A 21506-nucleotide genomic window follows, 5' to 3' on the forward strand; every position below is an offset into this window, starting at 1 on the left:
ATGACAGAACTCGCGGATCGGACAGAATCCGATCGCGGTACATCGGCCGGTAAGCCGGCTGGAACCCGTCGCAGCACCCGCCTTCCGCGAGATGCACGCCGGCTCCAGCTCCTCGCCGCTGCCAGCGAGGTGTTCGTAGCCAACGGCTACCACTCTGCGGGTATGGACGAGATCGCCGAATGCGCAGGCGTGAGCAAGCCGGTCTTGTACCAGCATTTCCCAGGCAAACTCGAACTGTATGTAGCGGTTCTGCAGAGTTACGTCGACAGCCTTATCTCCGGTGTCCGCCAAGCCCTGCGCTCGACCACCGACAACAAACAGCGTGTGCGTGCCGCTGTTCAGGCATTCTTCGATTTTGTCGACAACGATTCACAGGGCTTCCGCCTCGTCTTCGAGTCCGACATCATGGGTGAGCCGCAGGTGCAGACGCGGGTCGAGCAAGCCACCGAAGCGTGCGTCGACGCAGTCTTCGACCTGGTCAGCCACGATTCCGGCCTCGACCCCTACCGGGCGCGCATCCTTGCCGTCGGCCTGGTCGGCGCCAGCCAGTTCACGGCTCGCTACTGGCTGGAAGCAGCTCGCCCGATCCCCAAGGAAGAAGCCATCGAAATCACGGTGACCCTGGCCTGGGGCGGTCTCTCGAGAGTGCCCTTGCAGTCCTGAAGACACAGCAGTCCTGATCTTTACGGCAGTCCTGTTTCTTACAGAAAAGGGCGGGCAGTCTCAGCTGAGACTGCCCGCCCTTTTTCTTAACTAACGCATCAGACGGTAGGCGCAAACCCAACCTTGCGAATATCGGACGGCCCGATTTCCACATATGCGACGCGGCTCGCCTGCACCAGGAACTTGCGGCCCTTGTCGTCGACGAGCGAAAGAACCGGCTCGCCGCCACCGAGGACGCCTGAGACCAATGCCTCAACCTCGTCCGGGGTCTGTTCGCTGTTGACGATGAGCTCACGCGGGCTGTCGATTACACCGATCTTGACCTCCACGGTCAACCTCCGAACTGTTCGTGAAATACATCAGCTGTCCTGGCCAGGCTAATGCAGCATCACTCCCACATGCTCGCTGCCGCGCTGTGCCGATAGCGAACAGGCTCAGACCAGTCCGAGCGTGGCCATGCGCTCGGCATGCTTTTCCTGCATACCGTCGAACAATGCGACCACACCGTTGAGATCACCGGAGGCGGAAATCACCAGGTCCGTGAGATCGTCGCGCTGCGCGAGAACAAACTGTGCCTGCGTGATCGCCTCACCGAGCAGCCGGCGTCCCCACAGCATGAGGCGGTCCTTGACCCGGCTGCTCGACTCCACGGCGGCCTTCACTTCGAGGACCACGAATTCGGAATGCCCGGTCTGGGAGAGAACGTCCTCGACGATCTCGGCCACGTCTTCCGGTAACGAATGACCGATTTCCCGATAGAAGTCGGCGGCAATTCCGTCGCCGACATAGGCCTTCACGAGGGATTCCATCCACGTCGACGGAGTCGTCGACGCGTGGTAGTTGTCCAGCGCGCGAACGAAAGGATCCATGACCGCAAAGATCTCGTGCCCACGTTCCGTCAGAGCCGCGCTCAACGTCTCGAAGTGCGCCATCTCCGCCGCCGCCATGCTGGCAAAAGCAACCTTTCCATGCAGGTCAGGAGCCATCTGCGCGTCCTCGGACAAGCGATAGAACGCTGATATCTCGCCGTACGCGAGTACCGCGAACAAATCGATCACGCCGGGATGGTCGGAAGGCACCCGGCCGGCGGTTCCAGTGTCAGTCGAAGCATCAAGATCGTGTGCGCCCATGCCTACGAACTCTAGTGCCACATCCCCGCTCGGTCCCCTCGATCACCCCATGTCGACAGGGGTGATCTAGGCCATGCTTTGCTGGGAATTGCCCGGTTACCGTTACAATGGTTTCGGGAGTCCGCTTAGTTTCCCCCGCCCGTTCATTCAGCGGGGATGATCTAGTACTCACGGACCCCACAGATAATGTGCGCGCACCTGCATCGAAGGTTGTTGCCCGCTTCGCCGAGATTTCACGGACGGCATCAGAACATCGGTCCGCGAAACCCCAGTGCTGAGGCGTAGGCAGAGCCGACGAACAAGAGGGCATCGACTTCGGCCGATTTACGGCCAGGCCCCTTACCTTGTGCGTGCGTACCGCAACGAGGAAAGGCTAGTCCCCTGAGCAAGATCACGATCGACCACGAAGACGAAGCAACAGAAAACACCGTGTCCGTCCAGCTCGACGACACCCATGTACCCCCGACGTTTGCCGAACTCGGCGTTCGCGACGAAATCGTCCGCGCGCTGAACGAAATCGGCATCGAACGCACTTTTGCCATCCAGGAACTCACACTTCCGTTGGCTCTCGCCGGCGACGACCTCATCGGCCAGGCCCGCACCGGAATGGGCAAGACCTTCGGTTTCGGCGTCCCGCTGCTGCACCGCATCGCCACTGCCTCCAATGGCACCGCTGCCCTCGACGGCACGCCTCGCGCCTTGATCATCGTCCCGACCCGCGAACTGTGCATCCAGGTTGCTCGCGACCTCGAGAACGCCAGCAAGTACCTCCGCGTCGGCGATCGCGGTCTCCAGGTTCTGCCCATCTACGGCGGCCGTCCCTACGAAGCTCAGATCGCGGCACTCCAGAAGGGCGTCGACGTTGTTGTCGGCACCCCGGGCCGCCTGCTCGACCTCGCGAACCAGTCGCACCTGATTCTCGGCAAGGTCGGCGTTCTCGTCCTCGACGAAGCCGACGAAATGCTCGACCTCGGCTTCCTGCCCGACATCGAACGCCTCATGGGCATGGTCCCCGACAAGCGTCAGACGATGCTGTTCTCCGCAACGATGCCGGGCCCGATCATCACCCTGGCGCGCACCTTCCTGACGCAGCCGACGCACATCCGTGCCGAGGAAGCCGAATCGTCCGCCGTGCACGATCGCACGAGCCAGCACATCTACCGTGCACACGCACTCGACAAGGCCGAGATGGTCGCCCGCGTGCTGCAGGCCGAAGGTCGCGGCGCAACCATGATCTTCACCCGCACCAAGCGCACCGCCCAGAAAGTCGCCGACGATCTCGCCGAGCGCGGCTTCTCCGTCGGTGCCGTCCACGGTGACCTCGGACAGATCGCCCGTGAAAAGGCCCTGAAGGGCTTCCGTAACGGCAAGGTCGACGTTCTTGTCGCCACCGACGTCGCTGCTCGCGGTATCGACATCGACGACGTCACCCACGTCATCAACTACCAGTGCCCCGAGGACGAGAAGACGTACGTCCACCGCATCGGCCGTACCGGCCGAGCAGGACGCACCGGTATCGCCGTCACGCTGGTCGACTGGGACGACATCCCTCGCTGGCAGCTCATCGACAAGGCACTGAGCCTCGGAATTCCCGACCCGGTCGAGACGTACTCGAGCTCGCCGCACCTGTACGAAGAGCTGTCCATCCCGGCCGACGCGAAGGGCACCGTCCGCAAGGCTGCGCCTGCGAAGGCACAAGCTGCGCCCGAAAAGGCGAACGCGGACACGAAGGCTGCTGCCGACACCGACGGAAGCGAAGAGAAGGCCGCTCCTCGTCGCAACCGGACCCGTCGCCGTACCCGGGCCGGCAGCGAATCAGCTGACGCAACTCAGACAACTGCACCCACGGCGGATGCTGCTGCACCCGCCGACGATGCTGCCACTTCAGCCGATTCCGACGCCGCATCCAAGCCGCGCCGTCGCCGTCGTCGTCGCCCGGCGCAGGCCGTTGCGGCAGCCGCAGCAGAGTAAGCTCCCCATGTGCTGGCACCTGAACGGCGTACTCGCTCTGATGTAATCGCGGCTCTCGGTATCGCGCTGGCCGTGATCGTGGCGGTGACCGTGGTGTGGTTGCGCAGTGATGCGCGCGGAACCACCTCGGTCACCGCTGACACGGCTCTCCCTCCGCTGACGACGTCCGCGGTTCTTCCGGACATTCTGCGCGAGGTGTGGGCGTTCCCGAGCGCGGACTCCACAGCTCCGATCGCCGTGGGCAACGCCGCAGTCACAGCGGACGGCTCCGACGTCGTCGGCCGTGACCCCGCCACCGGGGACGAAGTGTGGCGTTACTCGCGCAACTATCCACTGTGCGGAGCTATCGGTTCCTGGGATCGAGTCGTGGCGGTGTACCAGGACGACCGTGGGTGCTCACAAGTCACCTCGCTGGTAGCCGACACCGGAGCACGTAAAGACCAGCGCAACAGCGACGCCGATCCGGCGGTCACCTTGTCGGCCGACGGCACCTATGTCATCTCCCTCGGTGACACCCGCATGGAACTGTGGCGCTCGGACCTTGTGCGCACGCTCGAGTACGGCCGCGTCGACGCCCCGGTCAATCCCAACAAGCAACCGCACGCAGGTTGCGAATTACTCAGCGCCGCTTCAAGTTCCAGCCGCGTGTCCGTCCTCCAGCAATGCGAGGGCGACGCGTCGAACCGTCTGACGATCATGAATCCCGCCCCGAAGGATGCTCAGGAACCGCAGGAATACGGCACGGTCGTGCTTCCGGATTCCGAGGGTGCCCGCGTCGTCGCCGTGTCCGGTGAGAAGACCGCCGTCTACCTACCCGGCGCAAACGGAACCGTCTCTCGCCTCAGCATTTTCGACGGCGCCGGCACCGCACTGGTCGACTACCCCGTGAACGGCGTCGACTCTCAGCGCGCAACCCTCCGCACCGACAAGAACAGCATCACGTGGTGGACCGGCACCCAGACGATCAATCTTCGATCGAACGACTTGACCCCCACCTGGATCGTCGAGGGAACATCCGGCCCGGGCACGCTGGTCTCCGATCAGCTTCTTGTTCCCGTACCCAACGGAATTGCCGTGATCAACCCCACCGACGGCGCCGTCACCCGCATGATCGGCGTCGACCGCGGCGACGTCACGTCACCGATCGTCATCGCGAGCGCCGGCGACACCATTCTCGAACAGCGCGACGGCACCCTGGTTGCGCTGCGCTGACTTGCCTCAGACCGTCGGGTCCGGCACAAAGGTGACGATTTCGCTTCCCGCCCAATGTTTTACAAGGTTCGCCGCCAGATCGCGATAGGCGTCGGCCCCCTTGTTCTTCCGGCCGGCCAATACCGTCGCACCGGACGCCGACGCCTCGGCGAACTTTACCGTCCGCGGAATCGGCGGAGCGAGCACGGGCAGCGAGTAGCGGTCGCTCACATCTGCGAGAACGTCGCGGCTGTGTGTAGTCCGAGCGTCGTACAGCGTCGGCAATGCACCGAGCAGAACCAGGTCGGGGTTGGTGATCGCCTGCACTTCGCGCACCGTACGCAGAAGCTGCCCCACACCGCGATGCGCCAGCGTTTCGCATTGCAGCGGAACAAGAACCGACTGCGCGGCAGTCAATCCGTTGAGCGTCAACACACCCAACGAGGGCGGGCAGTCGATGATGACGACGTCGTAGTTCCCGAGCAGCGGCGACAGCGCACGCTTGAGCGCGAACTCTCGGCCCGGACGCATCAGCAGGAGCGCTTCCGCTCCCGCCAGATCGATGGTTGCCGGCAGAAGATCCATGCCGTCACCGGTAGACAGGATCGCATCGGCAGCGTCGAGATCACCGGCCAGGACTTCGTTGACCGAACGTTCGAGCCGATCGGGATTGTGCCCGAGCGAGAACGTCAGGCACCCCTGAGGATCAAGATCCACCACCAGTACACGTTGACCGAGAGCGGACAGAGCCGCACCGAGGGAGGCGACGGTCGTGGTCTTGGCCACGCCGCCCTTTTGATTTGCCACTGCGAGAACCGTCGTCACAGATAGATCCTTGCGCATTTCGAGCGAAGAGGCGAACGCTACACGCGGATGTCGTGTCACGAGTTGTCCTGCAATGATGGGCACATGGCCTCCTCGGTTCGCAGCACCGTCACGTCCAATCCCCGCGTCATTCTCTTGCGTCACGGCGAAACCGAATGGGCCCGCAGCGGTAAGCACACCAGTCGCACCGAAGTCCCGCTCACCGCGCTCGGCGAGATCCAGGCCACCGCCACCGGTAATCGCATTCGAGCACTCGGCCTCCGCAATCCCATGATCCTGACCAGCCCACGGCTGCGCGCCCAGCGCACGGGCGAGCTCGCAGGGCTGCCGGACGAGCAGACCTGGGATGCATTGTCCGAGTGGGATTACGGTGACTACGAGGGACTCACCACGCCTGAAATTCGCACAAGCGTCCCCGATTGGACGGTGTGGAGTCATCCCTGCCCGGGCGGCGAGCATGCCGACGAGATCGGCGCCCGCACGGACATGGTGCTCAGCCTGGTGACGTCTCAGCTGGCCGAACGGGACGTCATCCTGATCGGGCACGGGCATTTCTCCCGCGCTCTCATCGCGCGGTGGCTCGAACTGCCCGTCTCCGAGGGCCGACGATTTGCCCTCTCCCCCGGCGCCTACTCGGTGCTCGGGTACGAACACGGATCGACGCATCTCCTGCACCACAACGTGCCACCGCTCGTGGAAGGCTGAGTGCCATGATCCGACGCGCCACTCCCGCCGACGTCCAGCCGATCACCGACATGATCTACGAACTTGCCGATTATCAGAAGGCGCTCGACGAGTGCACCGTCAAACCCGCTCAGATCGGCGAAGCACTTTTCGGTGATGCGGCGTCCGCTTTTGCCCATGTCGCGGTCTCCGAGAGCGGAGATGTTGTCGGTATGGCGCTGTGGTTCCGCAATTTCTCGACCTGGGAAGGCGTCTACGGCATCTACCTCGAAGACTTGTACGTGAAGCCCTCCGAGCGCGGATCAGGCCACGGCAAAGCCTTGTTGGCTGCTCTCGCGAAGGAATGCACGGACAACAACTACTCACGCCTGTCGTGGTCGGTGCTCAACTGGAACACATCGTCCATCGGGTTCTACGAATCACTCGGCGCCGAGGCGAAAACCGAGTGGACCACCTACCGACTGACCGGCGACCACCTGGGTTCGTTGGCCGCGCAGGCTCGCTAGAGCGTCAGCTGTCGGTCTTGTCCCGACCCTCGGTCGTTTCGGTCTCCTCGGTCGCGATCTCGTCGGAGAATGATCCGTACTCCAGTGCCATCCACTTGGACGTGGGCGCGGAGAACAGGAAAACCAGCGTCACGAGAACAACCGCTCCGAGGACAACACCGAGAAATACCTGGTGCGAGTCGGTCAAAAGCGACCAGGCAACCGGCAGAAGCAGCAACTGCGCAACGACGGCAATCGCGCGTCCCCACCGCCGACCCGTCAGCAGCGCGATACCGGCAGCCAACACGGCACCACCGAGAATCGCCACCCACGCGGCAAACCCGTAACCGTTGGTCACGCTCTGGTCGTGCCCGGTCAGACCCCGAATTACGGCGACTACGGCAAAGCCGGCCGCAACCAGACCTTGCAGCGTCACGAGGGCACCCGCCCACCTGACTGTGTTGGGAAGGGTATTCGGACTGGCAGTATTCGGCACGAGACCAGCCTAGAACACGACACCGGATAGGCTCATGCCCCGTGCGCGCACTGCTGATCGTCAATCCCAATGCCACCTCGACCACCGCGGCCGGTCGTGATCTGTTGGCTCACGCTCTCGAGAGTCGGGTGCGACTGACCGTGACGCACACAACCCATCGTGGTCACGCCGCCGAACTCGCTCGGCAAGCGCACGAAGACGGTTTCGGTGTGGTGATCGTCCACGGCGGCGACGGCACCGTCAACGAAGTGGTCAACGGCCTCCTCGGATCGCCGCATCCGACATCGATGAAAGCCGTGCCCGTAGGACCCATTCCGACCGTCGCGGTTGTTCCCGGTGGATCCGCCAACGTGTTTGCCCGTTCACTGGGCATTGCACCCGATCCTGTCGATGCCACCAATCAACTGATCGATCTCTTGAGCGAGCGGACTCGTCGACGCATCGGACTTGCCCACGCAGACAACCGATGGTTCACGTTCAACGCCGGGATGGGCCTCGACGCCGATGTGTGCGAGGCCGTCGACGCCAGTCGTAAGAACGGTGATCCCGCGACGCCGAGTCGATACGTGCGCACCGCGATCGCCGCGTTCTTCCGAGCCAAGCGAGCCGAACCTGCACTGACGGTCCAGCTTCCGGGTCAGGATCCCATTCCGGGCGTCCACTATGCATTCGTGTCCAATTCCAGCCCGTGGACCTATCTCGAAGCGCGCCCCGTACACACCAATCCCGGAACGACTTTCGACTCGGGGCTCGGACTCTTCGCGATGACGAGCACCAAAGTCCTTCCCTCCCTGAAGGTTGTCCGGCAACTGTTGGCGAAGGGCGCAGAGCCGAAATCGAAAGTCCTCGTACGGACCGACGACGTCGCGGCCATCACCATCGAGTCGTCACGGCCGATCGGTTTTCAAATGGACGGAGATTTCATCGGACTTCGCAAATCGGTCGAATTTACCGCTGTACCGGACGCACTCGAGGTCTTCGCTCCACTGCCTGCGTGATCCACACAACTGTCTTGACCTGCAAAAACAGTGGAAAACCGTCATTGCGCTCGGGTAAAATGCCGATGACTACAAGGTTGCCAATCGGTACGTCCGATTTTAGTGAGTTGGCCCACGAACCTGTCCAAATCTATTGACATACCGCGAGTTCGTGAAAGCATTCACAAGTAACAGTGCGGAAACATTGATTACGCACACACAAACTCATTGGTACCAAACGGTGTATTCACACCCAGCTTAAGGAGCGAAAAAGATGGACTGGCGCCACAACGCAATCTGTCGCGACGAGGATCCCGAACTGTTCTTCCCGGTGGGAAACAGCGGACCGGCCCTCGCACAGATTGCTGATGCCAAGGTTGTCTGCAACCGCTGCCCCGTCACCGCCGAATGCTTGTCCTGGGCTCTCGAGTCCGGTCAGGATGCAGGCGTGTGGGGCGGAATGAGCGAAGACGAGCGTCGCGCACTCAAGCGTCGTAACGCACGCACTCGCGCACGCACTTCCGTCTAGGCAAGTACTCGAGTACTTCAGACGTCCGACGCGAACGCGAGTACAGCTCCTCCCGTTTTGCCGTCGAAGACGACAGCCCGGCACACCATGGTGCCGGGCTTTTTGTCTGCTCGAAATATCGCGATCGATGCGAATCAGTAACGCGCACTTCGCCTGCCGAGCGGCACACGGAGAACCGCATCGGTTCCGCCACCACTTCCCGGGTGCAATCCGAGTGAACCTCCGAGCTCTGCACCGAGCAGTGTCCGCACGATCTGCAAGCCCAGACGGTCGGATTTCTCGAGACTGAAACCCGCAGGCAAACCACGCCCGTTGTCGTGGATGATCACGTCCAGCCACCGCGCCGAACGCTCCGCGCTGAGAGTCACGGTGCCCGCGACGCCAGGATCGAACGCGTGCTCTATCGCGTTCTGTACCAACTCCGTCAGCACCATCACCAGCGGCGTCGCTCGCTCGGCGGAGAACACACCGAAACTACCCTCACGCCGGATCGTCACGGGCGCACCGACTCCCGCGACATCGGAGAGCATCGGAACCAACCGGTCGATCACCTCGTCGAGGTCGACCTCCTCGTCCACCGACATCGACAACGTGTCGTGCACCAACGCGATCGACGTAACGCGTCGTACCGATTCGGTCAAGGCCTGGCGTGCTTCGTCATTGCCGGTTCGCCGAGCCTGCAAGCGCAACAGCGCCGCGACGGTCTGCAAGTTGTTCTTCACACGATGGTGAATTTCGCGGATGGTCGCGTCCTTGCTGAGCAGGGCACGATCTCGCCGCTTCACCTCGGTGACGTCGCGGACGACAACAGCAGCCCCCACATGGCGTCCACCCGGTTTGAGGACCAACGCACGCAGCAACACCGTGGCACCACGCGCTTCGATCTCCATCCGTCGACCGGGCTTGTCCGCCAAAGTGTCTCGGATGTAGCCGGCAGCCTCTTGCGATTCGAACGGGTCGGTCACCAACATCCGCGTCACCGCGGCGAGATCCTGGCCCACCAGGTCCGCACTCAACCCCATGCGGTGATAGGCGGACAACGCATTCGGGCTCGCGTACACCACCCGCCCCTCGGTATCGAGCCGGATGAAACCGTCGCCCGCACGCGGACTCGAGTTGGTATCCGAACGCGATTCCCGAACCGGGAACGTGCCGTCGCTGATCATCTGACACAGGTCGGCAGCGCAATCCAGATACGCCACTTCCAACGGACTCTGCGCCCGCTGATGCGAGAGGTTGGTATCGCGACTCAGGGCGGCAATGACACGGCCGTCCAATCGCACCGGCAATGCCTCCCGGCGCGGCGGCATACCTTCGCGCCAGTCAGCGTCCTCCGTCCGCACCACCTGTCCCTCGACCAACGCACGCAGAACCTGCGGATGCTCGGACTCCGACACAAGGGTCCCCACAGCGTCTTCCGGGAATGCCGTCGACGCGGTGGTCGGGCGGCAATGCGCGACGCAGATCACGCTTCCGGACGGCGCGGACTGATCCGATTCGGCGGCCACCCACAGCAGGACGTCGGCGAAGGAGAGGTCGGCGAGGAGCTGCCACTCGCCCACCACCCGTTGCAGGTGATCGACGGCGGTGCCGGGTAGGTCGGTGTGTTCTGCCAGGAGGTCGCTGAGAGTGGACATTCGCGAACGCTTAGGAGATCACGGCGATCAAGTCGCCTTGCTGAATGACATCGCCGACCTTGACTCCCACGGTGGTGACGGTGCCCGCAACCTCCGCCAGCACCGGAATCTCCATCTTCATGGACTCCAGGATGACCAGCGTGTCGCCGTCCGCGACAACATCGCCCTCACTCACGACAACCTGGAACACCGTGGAAACCATTTCCGCGCGCACGTCTTCTGCCATCGTGAACCTCACTTCTGCCGAGAACCGGTAGGACTTCTGTCGCCGGGAGACCCGATCGACCTGCCAATGGAACCACACCGAGGTGGGCGTGAAAGAATGACGCGAAAGAAACAGAAGGGAGACCAATCATGGGTAAGCGCGGTCGTAAGAAGCGTAGCCGTAAGGGCAGTGCAGCTAACCATGGCAAGCGTCCAAACGCCTGACATGTAGTGCACCGACAACAAGGGGCGGGGAAGCAATCATTGCTTCCCCGCCCCTTGTTGTTGTTGACGTCTCAGACGCCCCCAGCCGGACTATTTGTCGGTTTCGGTAGTCGTCACGATGATCGTGCGTCGCAACTCGATGGTGAGCCTCTGACGGAGGCTCTCGGGCGCATGCTCGCGACCGCACTTGCGGCTGATCAAACTCTTGACCTTCTCCTCGATTCCGTACGCTGCGAGGCAGGAACCACAATCGTCGATGTGTCGCTGCAGACGCGCACGACTGGCATCGTCGCATTCACCGTCGAGCATCAACCACACGTCGGCAATGACCGCTGAGCAGTCGAGCCTTTCGAATTCGTCCTGCGTGCTCATCGGGTAACACCTTCCGCTTCGGCAGCTACGTCCTTCTCGCCCCGGTTGAACCCGCGGTCCTTCGCGACGTCGCCCAACAATCCGCGCAATTGCTTACGTCCGCGATGCAGCCGTGACATCACCGTTCCGATGGGCGTGCCCATGATCTCCGCGATTTCCTTGTACGGGAAACCCTCGACGTCCGCGTAGTACACCGCCATGCGGAACTCTTCCGGCAGCTCTTGCAGAGCGGCCTTGATGTCGTCGTCGGGAAGCGCGTCGAGCGCCTCGACCTCAGCGGAACGCAGCCCGGTCGACGTGTGCTCCGCCGTAGCAGCCAACTGCCAGTCGGTGATCTCGTCGGTCGGATACTGCGCCGGCTGACGCTGCTTCTTCCGATACGAGTTGATGTACGTGTTGGTGAGAATCCGGTACAGCCACGCCTTGAGATTGGTTCCGTCACGGAACGATCGGAAAGCCGTGTACGCCTTGATGTACGTCTCTTGAACCAGGTCCTCGGCATCCGAGGGATTACGCGTCATACGCAGCGCGGCACCGTAGAGCTGGTCGAGCAAAGGCAGCGCGTCCCGCTCGAAACGGGCAATCAACTCATCCGCAGTTTCGGGCGTTTCGGACGCAACGGCATCGGCAGGTTCGGTGACCTCCGACTGTTCGTCCTTGGGCCGGTCGTGTTCCAGCACTCTGATCCCTTCACTAGCCGTGGGGATCAAGGTTACCGCCATCGTCAGTTCCGACCTATGGGCCGGTCGTGGCTCGCACACAGCCAGCACGGTCGCTCCTTCACTTTTTCCGGATGGGATCAACCAGTACCAACACCACTGCCTCGGACTACATTCCCCGCGCTTCTGGACATAGGGTGTCGTCATGGCCGGAACTGCGACCCCTGCGACCAAACTCCTCGAGAAGTCGAAGACCGCCCATCAGGTTCACAGCTACGACCACGACCCGCGCGCGGAATCCTTCGGCGACGAGGCGGTCACCGCCCTGGCCGGGGCTGTCGGTGTCACGGCAGATCAGATATTCAAGACTCTGGTCATCAAGCTCGATACGGGGAAACTAGCCGTTGCCGTGCTCCCCGTCCCAAACAAACTCTCGCTGAAAGCCGCTGCCGCCGCGCTCGGCGCAAGCAAAGCCGTCATGGCCGACCGCGCCGACGCAGAGCGCTCGAGCGGCTATGTCTTCGGTGGCATCTCCCCGCTGGGGCAGCGCAAGAAACTGCCGACGGTGATCGATGCGTCAGCACTCGAGTGGGATCGCGTCCTGTGCAGCGCGGGCCGGCGCGGACTCGAAATCGAACTGGCACCTGGCGACCTTGTCGATCTGTGCGGCGCGACGACAGCGTCGATTACTGCCGGCTGACAATTACTCGAACAGAGCCGTGGGCCTAAAGTCCCGAACCCGCCTACACCTAAGGTCCCGTCGATAGCCAGTCGGCGGGACGTTTCCCGGAGAGATTCACCCCCGAAATCACCCTTTGCAACGCATCCGAAATATGTTCCTACGCAATGGATTAGCGCATTTCTGTGAAATGGCGCACGATCAGCAAATCGGACTTGACGGACATAGCGACCATCGAGTTACCTAGTAATTGAAGGATTGATCAACTACCCACCGCCATCGGCACACTCTTCGATTCGACCTGCCCGGCCTTGCTGTGCCGTGCGTCCATCCGAGCCTGTGCGCCGCCGCTTTCGGGACCGAAAGGCCATACTGTCGTGAACAATCAGCGCGGACGTACCAAGATCTACGCAGCAGCAGTAGCCGTCGCCAGTTTCACCGCATTCGCTGCTGCGGCTCCGGCAGCGGCAACAGATGACGACAACGGCGAGGCGACAACGGCGCAGACAACCGTCGAGTCACCCTCCACCACCGAGTCGGCAACGCCTTCCGAGTCCACGCCAGCAACAACTCCAGCAACGTCGTCGGCAACTTCGGAGACCACAACGGCAGCGACCACAACCCCCTCGGCAAGCACAACAACGCCGTCGGTTGCCGCAAAGTCGACCCCGACATGGACCACGCCGACAGACGGCATCGCCGCAGGTGGGCGCGAATATTCCGTCTCTCCCGGAACCGTGACGGTCTACTACCCCGACGGCCAGAGCGCTGCGATGGGCCAGCACATCAACCTGACGATCACGAACCCCGACACCGGCGAAACCATGCAACTGGGGACACACATCGACGGCAACGGGCAGTGGACCGAAAAGTTCATCGGCCAATCCCCCTGGGTGCTCGATATTTCCTCACACCCGAACTTCCCGGGGTGGGAAAACTTCGACATCACCTGGGTGCAGGTCGACGGCCAGAACTACCACTACGGCGAGCACGGTGAACCGCCGATGCCCTCCGATCCCAAGACACCCGAAACAACGACCAGCACAACAACACCCGTGACCACTACAACGGTGACGACAACCCCCGTCACAACAACACCCGTCACGACCACCACCGAAGTAACGACCACAGAACCGACCACCACCACGGTCACCACAGAACCGACCACCACCGAAGTAACGACGACGGAACCGACCACCACGACGTCTGCGCGAGTCACCACGTCCTCCGCAGTGTCGACACCGTCGGCAACGTCGATTCCCACAACCACCACTCGGGTGATCGTTCTTCCCCCGATTCTCGTGGGAATCCCGAAGATCGACGGTGGGACCCCGGCGCCCACGACGGGACCGTCGAAGGAACCGGTGTACGTGGTCACTACCCCCGAGGGGTACAAGGTCCACGGTTACGACGATCCGCAGGGCACATTTGTACCTCTGGCCTACGACGACGCTCTGGTGTTCCAGACCGGGGCAGGTGAGTCCACCGGACCGTCCGGTCTGCTGATCGCCGGAATCGGCGGCGCGGCATTGCTGGTCTCCGCCGCGGGTGCATTTGTTTTGCGCCGTAAGAATGCGCCGAACCAGCACTGATCGGTGTCGTGTCCTGATCCTGGCAATACTCTTTCTGCTACTGCCAGGGTGCGCGATCTCCGGACAAGCTCGCCTCGAGGCCGCGCACACATCGGCCGACACGATTCCTGCCGATTCTCTGCAATCGCAGTCGGTCCCGATGGCCCAGCCGACACGGTTGTCGATCGCCGATCTTGGGATCGACACGAAAGTGCTCCCGATGCCCGCAGGCGCCTGCCCCGTGCTCGATCCACCGACCCTGGCGGACGCGTATTGGGTCGGCTGTCGCAGCGAGCCTGGAACAGACAGTGACGGAACGGTTTTCGTGATCGGCCACGCCGGCGCCGGGACTGCGGCAGTGTTCGACACCCTGCCGGACATCGTGGCCGGCAGCCGGGTGCTGATCGAAACGGATTCCGGCACACTCGAGTACACGGTGCGTTCGACTGCGCTGTACGAGAAGTTCGGCGAAGCGCAGGAGTCGCCGGAACTGCGCCTTCGACAGCCTGGACGGCTCGTCCTGGTGACGTGCTACCTGGAGAACGGAACAACGCTGTCGTCGAAGAACTTTGTTGCCTACGCCGATATCACCGGCGCCCTGGCTCGATGAGGGATTCGACCACGCGGCGTAGTGGGAGTCGCTAGCCTCTGGGCCATGAACCTCACGTCTGTCCGACCACACCTGACAACGCTTGCAGTGGCCGCTGCGCTCGCGATCTCGCTCACCGCCTGCGCAAGTAGCGACAACACAACCAAAGAGGTCACCGTCGTCGGAACAGGTGAGGTTCGCGGGGCCCCTGACATTCTCAGTGCGGGCATCGGCGTCGAGGTTGTTGCGCCGGATGTGTCGGGAGCGGTATCCCAAGCGAACGAGAAGGCCCGGGCGATGATCGACGCGATGGTCGCCGCGGGTGCAGCTGCCGAAGACATTCAGACCAGTGATCTGTCCGTCCAGCCGCAGTACGACGGATCCGGTGGGCCTTTCGGCGGCGCAACAGTGACGGGTTACCGCGCGACCAACTCGGTGCGGATCGTCGTCCGGGATCTGAGTAAAGCGTCGGCCGTGCTCGACGCGGGGATCGCCGCCGGCGGTGATGCGGCACGCCTGAATACCGTCGCCTTCGACATCGACGACGATTCGGCGCTGCTCGCCGACGCTCGGACTCGGGCCTTCGAGGACGCACAGAACCGCGCGGAGCAATACGCCGATCTTTCCGGGACCTCGCTGTCGAACGTCATCACGATCACCGAAGCACCAGGCACCACCGGCGACCAGACAATGAGGGCGCCCGGTGGCGCGATGCTCGACATGGCCATTGCACCGGGAACCCAGCAGGTATCCTTCGAGGTCACCGTGACGTGGGCCTTGGAATGACGTGGCTTTGGAATGACGTGGCCTTGAATGACGGGCGCTCGACTAGAGCAGACTGATCTGCTCCCCTGCGCGGTCGACGTCCGGCTCGATCAATTCGCGCCCGTTGTTCTTGACGCTGTTGACGAGGGGCCTCACTCGGTCGATCTCGATCCCCGAGAACAGTTCGGGCACCGGTTCGAGCAGTGACGGGTTCGCGCCGTGATCGGGATCGAGCCAGGCGTCCCAACGATCACGGGGCAGGGCGAGTGGCATCCGGTCATGTACCTGTTCGAGGTGGCCGAGCGAGTCCACGGTGACGATCGAACAGCTCAGAACCGGATCGGCGTTCTCGATCCGTGGATCGCGCCACGCCGACCACACTCCGGCCATGAACAGCCTCGATCCGTCGCCGCGGTGCATGTAGTACGGGATCTTCGACGCTTTCTTGCCACCCTGCGGTTCGGTCTGCCACTCGTACCAACCATCCATCGGGACGAGACAGCGCTTGTATTTGAATGACGTTCGGAATGCCGGTTTCTCCGCCAGGGAATCGGCGCGCGCGTTGAACAGAACCGGGCCCTTGCCCAATTCTTTCGTCCACGAGGGCACCAACCCCCATCGCATCTGCCGAATCCGCTTGGCCGGATCGCTGTCGGGGTTCTCGCGATCGTGGCGCTCGACAACCGTCAGCACCGGCGTCGTCGGTGCCACGTTGAAATCCTCGGCGACGGCCGACGAGTGATCGGTCTCGTCGATCGCATCGAGTTCGACTGCCAGGCTCGCCGGGTCCGCTGTGGTCGCATACCTTCCGCACATGACACCCAGGGTGGCACGGTTTCGACCAATCTCCCACTGATGAGAGAAGATGGACCTCGTGAGTCTGAGTCTGTGGAGCGCCCCTCTAGCCCAAACGCCGGTCGACGCAGTGGTGACACTGCCCGGATCGAAGTCCATCACCAACCGAGCCCTGATCCTGGCAGCGTTGGCGGACGGTCCGTCCACCCTCACCGGCGCCCTCCGCAGCCGTGACGCAGACCTCATGATCGCGGCATTGCGTGACCTCGGGATCGGCATCGAGGAAGCGGGCGATCCCAGCACGCTCGCCGTCACACCCGGACCGCTGCGCGGCGCCGACGTCGACTGCGGGCTCGCCGGTACCGTCATGCGATTCCTCCCGCCCCTGGCTGCAACGGCTGACGGCGTCGTCCGTTTCGACGGCGACGAGCAGGCCCGGACGCGGCCACTCGGCACTATCCTCGAGGCTCTGCGAGGCCTGGGCGCGCAGATCGACGGCGACGCTCTGCCGTTCACCGTGACCGGAACCGGGTCGCTGCGCGGCGGAACCGTCACCATCGACGCATCCGGTTCGTCACAGTTCGTCTCAGGCCTGCTGCTCTCGGCCGCAGCGTTCGAGCAGGGCGTCACCGTGCATCACACCGGCAAGCCTGTTCCGTCGATGCCACACATCGACATGACCGTCGAGATGCTGCGCGAAGCCGGAGTGTCCGTCACGACTCCGGCCACGGGCGGCGACGCCGACACCTGGCGGGTCGACCCCGGACCGGTGCGCGCTATCGACTGGGTCATCGAACCCGATCTGTCGAATGCCACACCGTTCCTGGCAGCAGCGGCTGTCACCGGCGGTACCGTCAGCGTGCCGTTGTGGCCGTCGTCGACAACGCAGCCCGGCGACGCGATCCGCGATATTCTCGCCTCGATGGGAGCCGAGGTCACCCTCGCCGACGGCATCCTTACTGTGCGAGGTCCCGAAACGTTGCGCGGCATCGACATCGACCTGCACGACGTCGGTGAACTCACCCCGACGGTTGCGGCGCTCGCCGCGCTGGCAGAGGGAACGTCTCATCTCCGCGGTATCGCACACCTGCGGGGCCACGAGACGGATCGACTGGCGGCACTGGCGGACGAGATCAACAAGCTGGGCGGGTCCGTCACCGAAACCGATGACGGCCTGACCATTGTCCCCGCGAAACTGCATGGTGGGCAATGGCTCTCGTACGCAGACCATCGCATGGCCACGGCCGGCGCGATCATCGGCCTGGTCGTCGACGGCGTGGAGGTCGACGACGTCGCAACCACGGCCAAGACGCTGCCGGGCTTCGAGAACATGTGGACAGACATGCTGGCACCCTCCGCGCGAAAGGCAAGCTTCTGAGTCCGCGGCAGTACGACGAGTCCGACGTCCGGGTCCGCCCCGGTCGCGGATCACGCCCACGCACCAAGACCCGCCCTGAGCATCTCTCTGCCGAGTCGGGGATGGTGGTCTCGAAGGATCGTGGCCGGTGGGGTTGCGTCCTCGGCGGCGATCCCGACCGGCTGATCGTGACGATGCGCGCCCGTGAACTGGGCCGCACGCCCATCGTCGTCGGTGATCAGGTGGACATCGTCGGCGATCTGTCTGGCAAGACCGACACCCTCGCTCGCATCGTCCGGGTCTCCGAGCGTTCGACCGTGCTTCGACGCACCGCTGACGATACGGATCCGTTCGAGCGCATCGTGGTCGCCAACGCGCAGCAGTTACTGATCGTGGTTGCCTTGGCTGATCCGCCGCCGCGCACCGGATTTGTCGAGCGCGCCCTGGTCGCGGCATATGTGGGCGGTCTCACGCCGATCGTGTGCCTCACCAAGAGCGACCTCGAACCGCCGGAGGAGTTCGCCAGCACCTTCGCCGACCTCGACATCCAAGTGGTCGTGGCCGGTCGTGACGATCCGCTGGACGAACTCACTGCCATCCTGCACGACAAGTTGACGGCCCTGATCGGGCACTCGGGCGTCGGTAAGTCGACGTTGGTGAATCGCCTTGTCCCCGACGCCAATCGAGCCGTCGGCATCGTCTCGGGCGTCGGCAAGGGACGGCACACGTCGACGCAGTCTGTGGCACTCCCCCTCGCCGAGGGTGGTTGGGTGATCGATACGCCGGGCATCCGATCGTTCGGCTTGGCCCACATTTCACCGGAGAATGTTGTCGCCGCTTTCTCCGACCTCGCGGCACAGATCGAGGATTGCCCTCGTGGATGCACGCACCTCGGCCCGCCCGCGGACCCGGAGTGCAAGCTGGATCTTCTCGAAGGAAAATCGGCCCGTCGTGTGATTGCCGTGCGGCAACTCCTCGAGGCCATCAAATCCAACGACCAGTACTGACAAACGAGAAAAGCCCAGACACCGATTTCGGTGTCTGGGCTTCTTCGGTAGTTGATCAGCGCAAGCCGAGCAGGCTCCGCAGCTTTCCGCTCTTACGCTTTTGCGCTATGGCGCTCTTGAGTCCACGGCGACGGCCGGTGACCGGATCGACGCTCGAGGCGGCGTTGCCGTCGAACATCAACTCGGATGCCGTTTCCGGCGCATTGTCGACGGTGTCCTTGAGGTACTTGTTTGGCAGCGACAACTTGGCGATGGTGCGCCACGACTTGGCGTACTGCACCAGGAAAGGCCCTGTCGTGTAAGGCAAGTCGTACTTGTCGGTGAGCTCACGAACCTTGACCGCGATGGCCGGGTACCGGTTGCTCGGCAGGTCGGGGAACAGGTGATGCTCGATCTGGTAGCTGAGGTTGCCGGACATGAAGTCCATCAGCTTGCTGCCCTCGATGTTGGCGCTACCGAGCATCTGACGCAGGTACCACTGCGCCTGCGATTCGCCGTCGATGTCTGCCTTGGTGAACTTCTCGGCGCCGTCCGGGAAATGCCCGCAGAAGATGATGGCGTTGGTCCACAGATTGCGGATGATGTTGGCGGTGAAATTCGCACTGAGAGTGCTCTTCCATGCCGGTCCCGTGAGTGCCGGGTAGACGACGTAGTCCTTGACCAGTTGCTTGCCGACCTTCTCGCCGACCTCACGCAATTTACGACGCGTGTCGTCCATGTCTGCGCGACCCTTGGCCACCTTGCCGAGCTCGAGATGCTGCGCGGCGATGCCCCACTCGAAGAAGAGCGCAAGCAGGGTGTTGTACACGAGGTTGCCGGCGTTGAACGGCTTCCATCGCTGGTCGCGGGTGACGCGGAGCAGTCCGTATCCGACGTCGTCGTCCATGCCGAGGACGTTGGTGTACTTGTGGTGCAGGAAGTTGTGGGTCTGCTTCCAGTGCGCCGACGGGCCGGTGACGTCCCACTCCCACGAGCTCGAGTGGATTTCCGGATCGTTCATCCAGTCCCACTGCCCGTGCATGACGTTGTGGCCGAGTTCCATGTTCTCGATGATCTTCGCGACACCGAGAACGCCGGTGCCGAGCAGCCACGCCGGGCGCTTGCGGCTGGCGAACAGGATAGCGCGACCACTGACCTCGAGGGTCCGCTGAAGACGAATGACGTTACGGACGTAGCGTGCGTCTTTCTCGCCACGCGAATCCTCTATGTCGCGACGGATCGCATCGAGTTCACGACCGAGCGCTTCAACGTCGGCTTCGGTGAGATGCGCATATTCCTTGACGTCTGCAATCGCCATGCGGGCCTCCTACGGTGAGTTCTTGTCGAAAAGTTCATGCCGAACGGATTCAACACGACCTACTCTAGCGTAAGTTACGGCACCGTAGGTTAGCTTTTGCTCGATGTAATCTATATCACTTCTTGCGCTTCGGCAGGCGAGAACGCGCCTGCGACTTCAAAGCCGTCAACAGACCCAAGCGCTTGCCGGTCACCGAATCGGTACGCAGATCGTCGACCATCGCCATCGCAGCACCCTTGAGTCCCGGCTCCCGGAACCGCAGCTCCGAGGAAGTCTCCGGCGCATTGTCCGAGGTCGCGATCAACCACTTGTCCGGCAGGGCCAGCTTGTGAATGGTGCGAAGCGCAAGCAGATACTGCTTGAACAACGAACCTGTCGTGTACGGAAGATCGAACTTCTCGCACAGCGCACGCATCTTCACAGCAATCTCCGGATAGCGATTACTCGGCAGATCCGGGAAGACGTGATGCTCGATCTGGTAACTCAGGTTGCCGCTCATGAACCCCATGAGCTTTCCGGAATTGAAGTTGGCGCTACCGAGCATCTGACGCAGGTACCACTCGTGACGTGTTTCCTGCTCGAACTCTGCGACGGTGAACTTTTCCGCACCATCGGGAAAATGGCCGCAGAAGATGACCACGTACGCCCAGAGGTTACGAACGAGATTTGCCGTCGCATTAGCCGTCAGCGTCGATTTCCACGCGGGCCCGGTCAGCAAGGGGAACACCACAAAATCCTTGCCCACCTGCCGGACGATCTTGCGTGCAAAATCCTTGTTGGCCTGGGAGTTCAGCTGCCCCTTCGCGGCACCTTCCAACTCGGAAGCCGCAGTCAGGTCATGGAGAGCGATGCCCCACTCGAACGTCGCCGCAAGAATGACATTGGCAATCGGCTGCAGAAGGTTGATCGGCTTCCACGCCTCGTCCCGCGTCATCCGCAGGATCCCGAAGCCAAGATCCTCGTCCATCCCGACAACATTGGTGTACGTGTGATGCTGGTAGTTGTGGGCACGTTTCCAGTGCTCGGACGGGCCCGTCTGATCCCATTCCCACGAGCAGGAATGAATCTCCGGATCGTTCATCCAGTCCCACTGCCCGTGCATCACGTTATGCCCGAGTTCCATGTTCTCGATGATCTTCGAGATGCTCAGCAGCGCCGTGCCCGCCAACCAGGCGGGACGGTACTTGCTACCGAACAGGGCGATACGACCGCCGAGTTCCAAGGCGCGCTGGACGCGAATGACCCGACGGATATAGCGAGCATCCCGGATTCCACGAGAGTCTTCGACATCGAGTCGAATCTGGTCCAGTTCACGCCCGAGCGCTTCGACATCAGCTGCGGTGAGGTGCGAAAACTCTTTGATGTCGGTGATTGCCACCGTTGTCCTCCGTGTGCCTA

General features: G+C 62.6%; 25 protein-coding genes. 14 read left to right on the plus strand and 11 right to left on the minus strand.

Features of this window, described 5'->3' with window-relative positions:
- Nucleotides 1–663: an HTH-type transcriptional activator FasR gene (gene fasR, locus KYT97_RS07550; protein ID WP_033231167.1), complete on the plus strand. Its 663-nt coding sequence runs from the start codon at nucleotides 1–3 to the stop codon at nucleotides 661–663.
- Nucleotides 664–761: 98 nt separating this feature from the next.
- On the opposite strand, the gene KYT97_RS07555 is transcribed toward fasR, so the two are convergent.
- The gene (locus KYT97_RS07555; protein WP_033231168.1) at nucleotides 762–992 is read right to left on the minus strand and encodes a DUF3107 domain-containing protein; all 231 of its coding nucleotides are present in this window, start codon (nucleotides 990–992) and stop codon (nucleotides 762–764) included.
- Between the two features lie 105 nt (nucleotides 993–1097).
- Nucleotides 1098–1793 carry a ferritin-like fold-containing protein gene (locus KYT97_RS07560; RefSeq protein WP_033231169.1) on the minus strand — a complete coding sequence of 232 codons (696 nt, stop codon included), beginning with the start codon at nucleotides 1791–1793 and terminating at the stop codon, nucleotides 1098–1100.
- Between the two features lie 429 nt (nucleotides 1794–2222).
- On the opposite strand from KYT97_RS07560, the gene KYT97_RS07565 reads away from it, so the two are divergent.
- Nucleotides 2223–3764, plus strand: coding sequence for a DEAD/DEAH box helicase (locus KYT97_RS07565; protein WP_245006052.1), 1542 nt, complete (start codon nucleotides 2223–2225; stop codon nucleotides 3762–3764).
- A gap of 9 nt (nucleotides 3765–3773) precedes the next feature.
- Nucleotides 3774–4976: an Rv3212 family protein gene (locus KYT97_RS07570; RefSeq protein ID WP_219111998.1), complete on the plus strand. Its 1203-nt coding sequence runs from the start codon at nucleotides 3774–3776 to the stop codon at nucleotides 4974–4976.
- 6 nt (nucleotides 4977–4982) lie between these two features.
- Here the strand turns inward: KYT97_RS07570 and KYT97_RS07575 are convergent, their stop codons facing one another.
- On the minus strand, nucleotides 4983–5780 hold the full coding sequence (locus KYT97_RS07575) for a ParA family protein (protein WP_033231497.1): 798 nt from the start codon (nucleotides 5778–5780) through the stop codon (nucleotides 4983–4985).
- Nucleotides 5781–5864: 84 nt separating this feature from the next.
- Between KYT97_RS07575 and KYT97_RS07580 the strand changes: the two genes are divergently transcribed.
- Entirely contained in the window at nucleotides 5865–6485 is a 621-nt protein-coding gene (locus KYT97_RS07580; RefSeq protein WP_051730206.1) for an acid phosphatase, read from the plus strand.
- Nucleotides 6486–6490: 5 nt separating this feature from the next.
- Complete coding sequence (locus KYT97_RS07585) at nucleotides 6491–6970, plus strand: GNAT family N-acetyltransferase (RefSeq protein ID WP_033231172.1); 480 nt, start codon at nucleotides 6491–6493, stop codon at nucleotides 6968–6970.
- A gap of 4 nt (nucleotides 6971–6974) precedes the next feature.
- On the opposite strand, the gene KYT97_RS07590 is transcribed toward KYT97_RS07585, so the two are convergent.
- The gene (locus KYT97_RS07590) at nucleotides 6975–7445 is read right to left on the minus strand and encodes a hypothetical protein (protein WP_172936064.1); all 471 of its coding nucleotides are present in this window, start codon (nucleotides 7443–7445) and stop codon (nucleotides 6975–6977) included.
- 41 nt (nucleotides 7446–7486) lie between these two features.
- Between KYT97_RS07590 and KYT97_RS07595 the strand changes: the two genes are divergently transcribed.
- Nucleotides 7487–8443, plus strand: a complete 957-nt coding sequence (locus KYT97_RS07595) for a diacylglycerol/lipid kinase family protein (protein ID WP_033231174.1) — start codon at nucleotides 7487–7489, stop codon at nucleotides 8441–8443.
- Nucleotides 8444–8696: 253 nt separating this feature from the next.
- Nucleotides 8697–8951 carry a WhiB family transcriptional regulator gene (locus KYT97_RS07600; RefSeq protein WP_003940950.1) on the plus strand — a complete coding sequence of 85 codons (255 nt, stop codon included), beginning with the start codon at nucleotides 8697–8699 and terminating at the stop codon, nucleotides 8949–8951.
- A gap of 134 nt (nucleotides 8952–9085) precedes the next feature.
- Here the strand turns inward: KYT97_RS07600 and KYT97_RS07605 are convergent, their stop codons facing one another.
- Both KYT97_RS07605 and KYT97_RS07610 read right to left on the minus strand, forming a co-directional pair.
- Entirely contained in the window at nucleotides 9086–10588 is a 1503-nt protein-coding gene (locus KYT97_RS07605) for a sensor histidine kinase (RefSeq protein ID WP_033231175.1), read from the minus strand.
- Nucleotides 10589–10598: 10 nt separating this feature from the next.
- Nucleotides 10599–10814: a biotin/lipoyl-binding carrier protein gene (locus KYT97_RS07610; RefSeq protein ID WP_033231176.1), complete on the minus strand. Its 216-nt coding sequence runs from the start codon at nucleotides 10812–10814 to the stop codon at nucleotides 10599–10601.
- 128 nt (nucleotides 10815–10942) lie between these two features.
- Here KYT97_RS07610 and KYT97_RS31245 point away from each other — a divergent pair, with 128 nt between their 5' ends.
- Nucleotides 10943–11017 carry a 50S ribosomal protein bL37 gene (locus KYT97_RS31245; RefSeq protein ID WP_095887907.1) on the plus strand — a complete coding sequence of 25 codons (75 nt, stop codon included), beginning with the start codon at nucleotides 10943–10945 and terminating at the stop codon, nucleotides 11015–11017.
- A 90-nt stretch (nucleotides 11018–11107) separates the two neighbouring features.
- Here the strand turns inward: KYT97_RS31245 and rsrA are convergent, their stop codons facing one another.
- Nucleotides 11108–11389 (minus strand): mycothiol system anti-sigma-R factor, encoded by a 282-nt coding sequence (rsrA, locus tag KYT97_RS07615; protein ID WP_219111999.1) that lies wholly within the window; start codon nucleotides 11387–11389, stop codon nucleotides 11108–11110.
- On the minus strand, nucleotides 11386–12111 hold the full coding sequence (locus KYT97_RS07620) for a sigma-70 family RNA polymerase sigma factor (RefSeq protein ID WP_202025927.1): 726 nt from the start codon (nucleotides 12109–12111) through the stop codon (nucleotides 11386–11388). The genes rsrA and KYT97_RS07620 overlap by 4 nt, the downstream gene beginning before the upstream one ends.
- 142 nt (nucleotides 12112–12253) lie before the next feature.
- Between KYT97_RS07620 and ybaK the strand changes: the two genes are divergently transcribed.
- From ybaK to KYT97_RS07640, 4 genes are all read left to right on the plus strand, one after another.
- On the plus strand, nucleotides 12254–12748 hold the full coding sequence (gene ybaK / locus KYT97_RS07625; RefSeq protein WP_116101553.1) for a Cys-tRNA(Pro) deacylase: 495 nt from the start codon (nucleotides 12254–12256) through the stop codon (nucleotides 12746–12748).
- Nucleotides 12749–13104: 356 nt separating this feature from the next.
- The gene (locus KYT97_RS07630) at nucleotides 13105–14319 is read left to right on the plus strand and encodes a hypothetical protein (RefSeq protein WP_219112000.1); all 1215 of its coding nucleotides are present in this window, start codon (nucleotides 13105–13107) and stop codon (nucleotides 14317–14319) included.
- 139 nt (nucleotides 14320–14458) lie between these two features.
- Nucleotides 14459–14908 (plus strand): class F sortase, encoded by a 450-nt coding sequence (locus tag KYT97_RS07635; protein WP_219112001.1) that lies wholly within the window; start codon nucleotides 14459–14461, stop codon nucleotides 14906–14908.
- Between the two features lie 45 nt (nucleotides 14909–14953).
- The gene (locus KYT97_RS07640; RefSeq protein ID WP_141484514.1) at nucleotides 14954–15673 is read left to right on the plus strand and encodes an SIMPL domain-containing protein; all 720 of its coding nucleotides are present in this window, start codon (nucleotides 14954–14956) and stop codon (nucleotides 15671–15673) included.
- A gap of 42 nt (nucleotides 15674–15715) precedes the next feature.
- Here KYT97_RS07640 and KYT97_RS07645 read toward each other — a convergent pair whose 3' ends face one another.
- Entirely contained in the window at nucleotides 15716–16468 is a 753-nt protein-coding gene (locus tag KYT97_RS07645) for an SOS response-associated peptidase (protein WP_045070552.1), read from the minus strand.
- Nucleotides 16469–16517: 49 nt separating this feature from the next.
- On the opposite strand from KYT97_RS07645, the gene aroA reads away from it, so the two are divergent.
- Nucleotides 16518–17825, plus strand: a complete 1308-nt coding sequence (gene aroA / locus KYT97_RS07650; protein WP_092801157.1) for a 3-phosphoshikimate 1-carboxyvinyltransferase — start codon at nucleotides 16518–16520, stop codon at nucleotides 17823–17825.
- Nucleotides 17780–18811, plus strand: coding sequence for a ribosome small subunit-dependent GTPase A (rsgA, locus tag KYT97_RS07655; protein WP_045070554.1), 1032 nt, complete (start codon nucleotides 17780–17782; stop codon nucleotides 18809–18811). The genes aroA and rsgA overlap by 46 nt, the downstream gene beginning before the upstream one ends.
- Before the next feature lie 55 nt (nucleotides 18812–18866).
- On the opposite strand, the gene KYT97_RS07660 is transcribed toward rsgA, so the two are convergent.
- Nucleotides 18867–20108 (minus strand): fatty acid desaturase family protein, encoded by a 1242-nt coding sequence (locus KYT97_RS07660; RefSeq protein ID WP_033231184.1) that lies wholly within the window; start codon nucleotides 20106–20108, stop codon nucleotides 18867–18869.
- 115 nt (nucleotides 20109–20223) lie between these two features.
- Entirely contained in the window at nucleotides 20224–21486 is a 1263-nt protein-coding gene (locus tag KYT97_RS07665; protein ID WP_033231185.1) for a fatty acid desaturase family protein, read from the minus strand.
- Nucleotides 21487–21506 lie beyond the last annotated feature (20 nt).

Source organism: Rhodococcus globerulus (genome assembly GCF_019334125.1).
Taxonomy (GTDB): domain Bacteria; phylum Actinomycetota; class Actinomycetes; order Mycobacteriales; family Mycobacteriaceae; genus Rhodococcus_F; species Rhodococcus_F globerula.

Coding starts and splice junctions, on each gene's coding strand:
- KYT97_RS07560 (WP_033231169.1), bottom strand. CDS start 1,793: ATGGGCGCACACGATCTTGATGCTTCGACTGACACTGGAACCGCCGGC.
- rsrA (WP_219111999.1), bottom strand. CDS start 11,389: ATGAGCACGCAGGACGAATTCGAAAGGCTCGACTGCTCAGCGGTCATT.
- fasR (WP_033231167.1), top strand. CDS start 1: ATGACAGAACTCGCGGATCGGACAGAATCCGATCGCGGTACATCGGCC.
- KYT97_RS07605 (WP_033231175.1), bottom strand. CDS start 10,588: ATGTCCACTCTCAGCGACCTCCTGGCAGAACACACCGACCTACCCGGC.
- KYT97_RS07640 (WP_141484514.1), top strand. CDS start 14,954: ATGAACCTCACGTCTGTCCGACCACACCTGACAACGCTTGCAGTGGCC.
- KYT97_RS07580 (WP_051730206.1), top strand. CDS start 5,865: ATGGCCTCCTCGGTTCGCAGCACCGTCACGTCCAATCCCCGCGTCATT.
- aroA (WP_092801157.1), top strand. CDS start 16,518: ATGGACCTCGTGAGTCTGAGTCTGTGGAGCGCCCCTCTAGCCCAAACG.
- KYT97_RS07610 (WP_033231176.1), bottom strand. CDS start 10,814: ATGGCAGAAGACGTGCGCGCGGAAATGGTTTCCACGGTGTTCCAGGTT.
- KYT97_RS07635 (WP_219112001.1), top strand. CDS start 14,459: ATGGCCCAGCCGACACGGTTGTCGATCGCCGATCTTGGGATCGACACG.
- KYT97_RS07660 (WP_033231184.1), bottom strand. CDS start 20,108: ATGGCGATTGCAGACGTCAAGGAATATGCGCATCTCACCGAAGCCGAC.
- KYT97_RS07645 (WP_045070552.1), bottom strand. CDS start 16,468: ATGTGCGGAAGGTATGCGACCACAGCGGACCCGGCGAGCCTGGCAGTC.
- KYT97_RS07600 (WP_003940950.1), top strand. CDS start 8,697: ATGGACTGGCGCCACAACGCAATCTGTCGCGACGAGGATCCCGAACTG.
- KYT97_RS07620 (WP_202025927.1), bottom strand. CDS start 12,111: ATGGCGGTAACCTTGATCCCCACGGCTAGTGAAGGGATCAGAGTGCTG.
- ybaK (WP_116101553.1), top strand. CDS start 12,254: ATGGCCGGAACTGCGACCCCTGCGACCAAACTCCTCGAGAAGTCGAAG.
- KYT97_RS07585 (WP_033231172.1), top strand. CDS start 6,491: ATGATCCGACGCGCCACTCCCGCCGACGTCCAGCCGATCACCGACATG.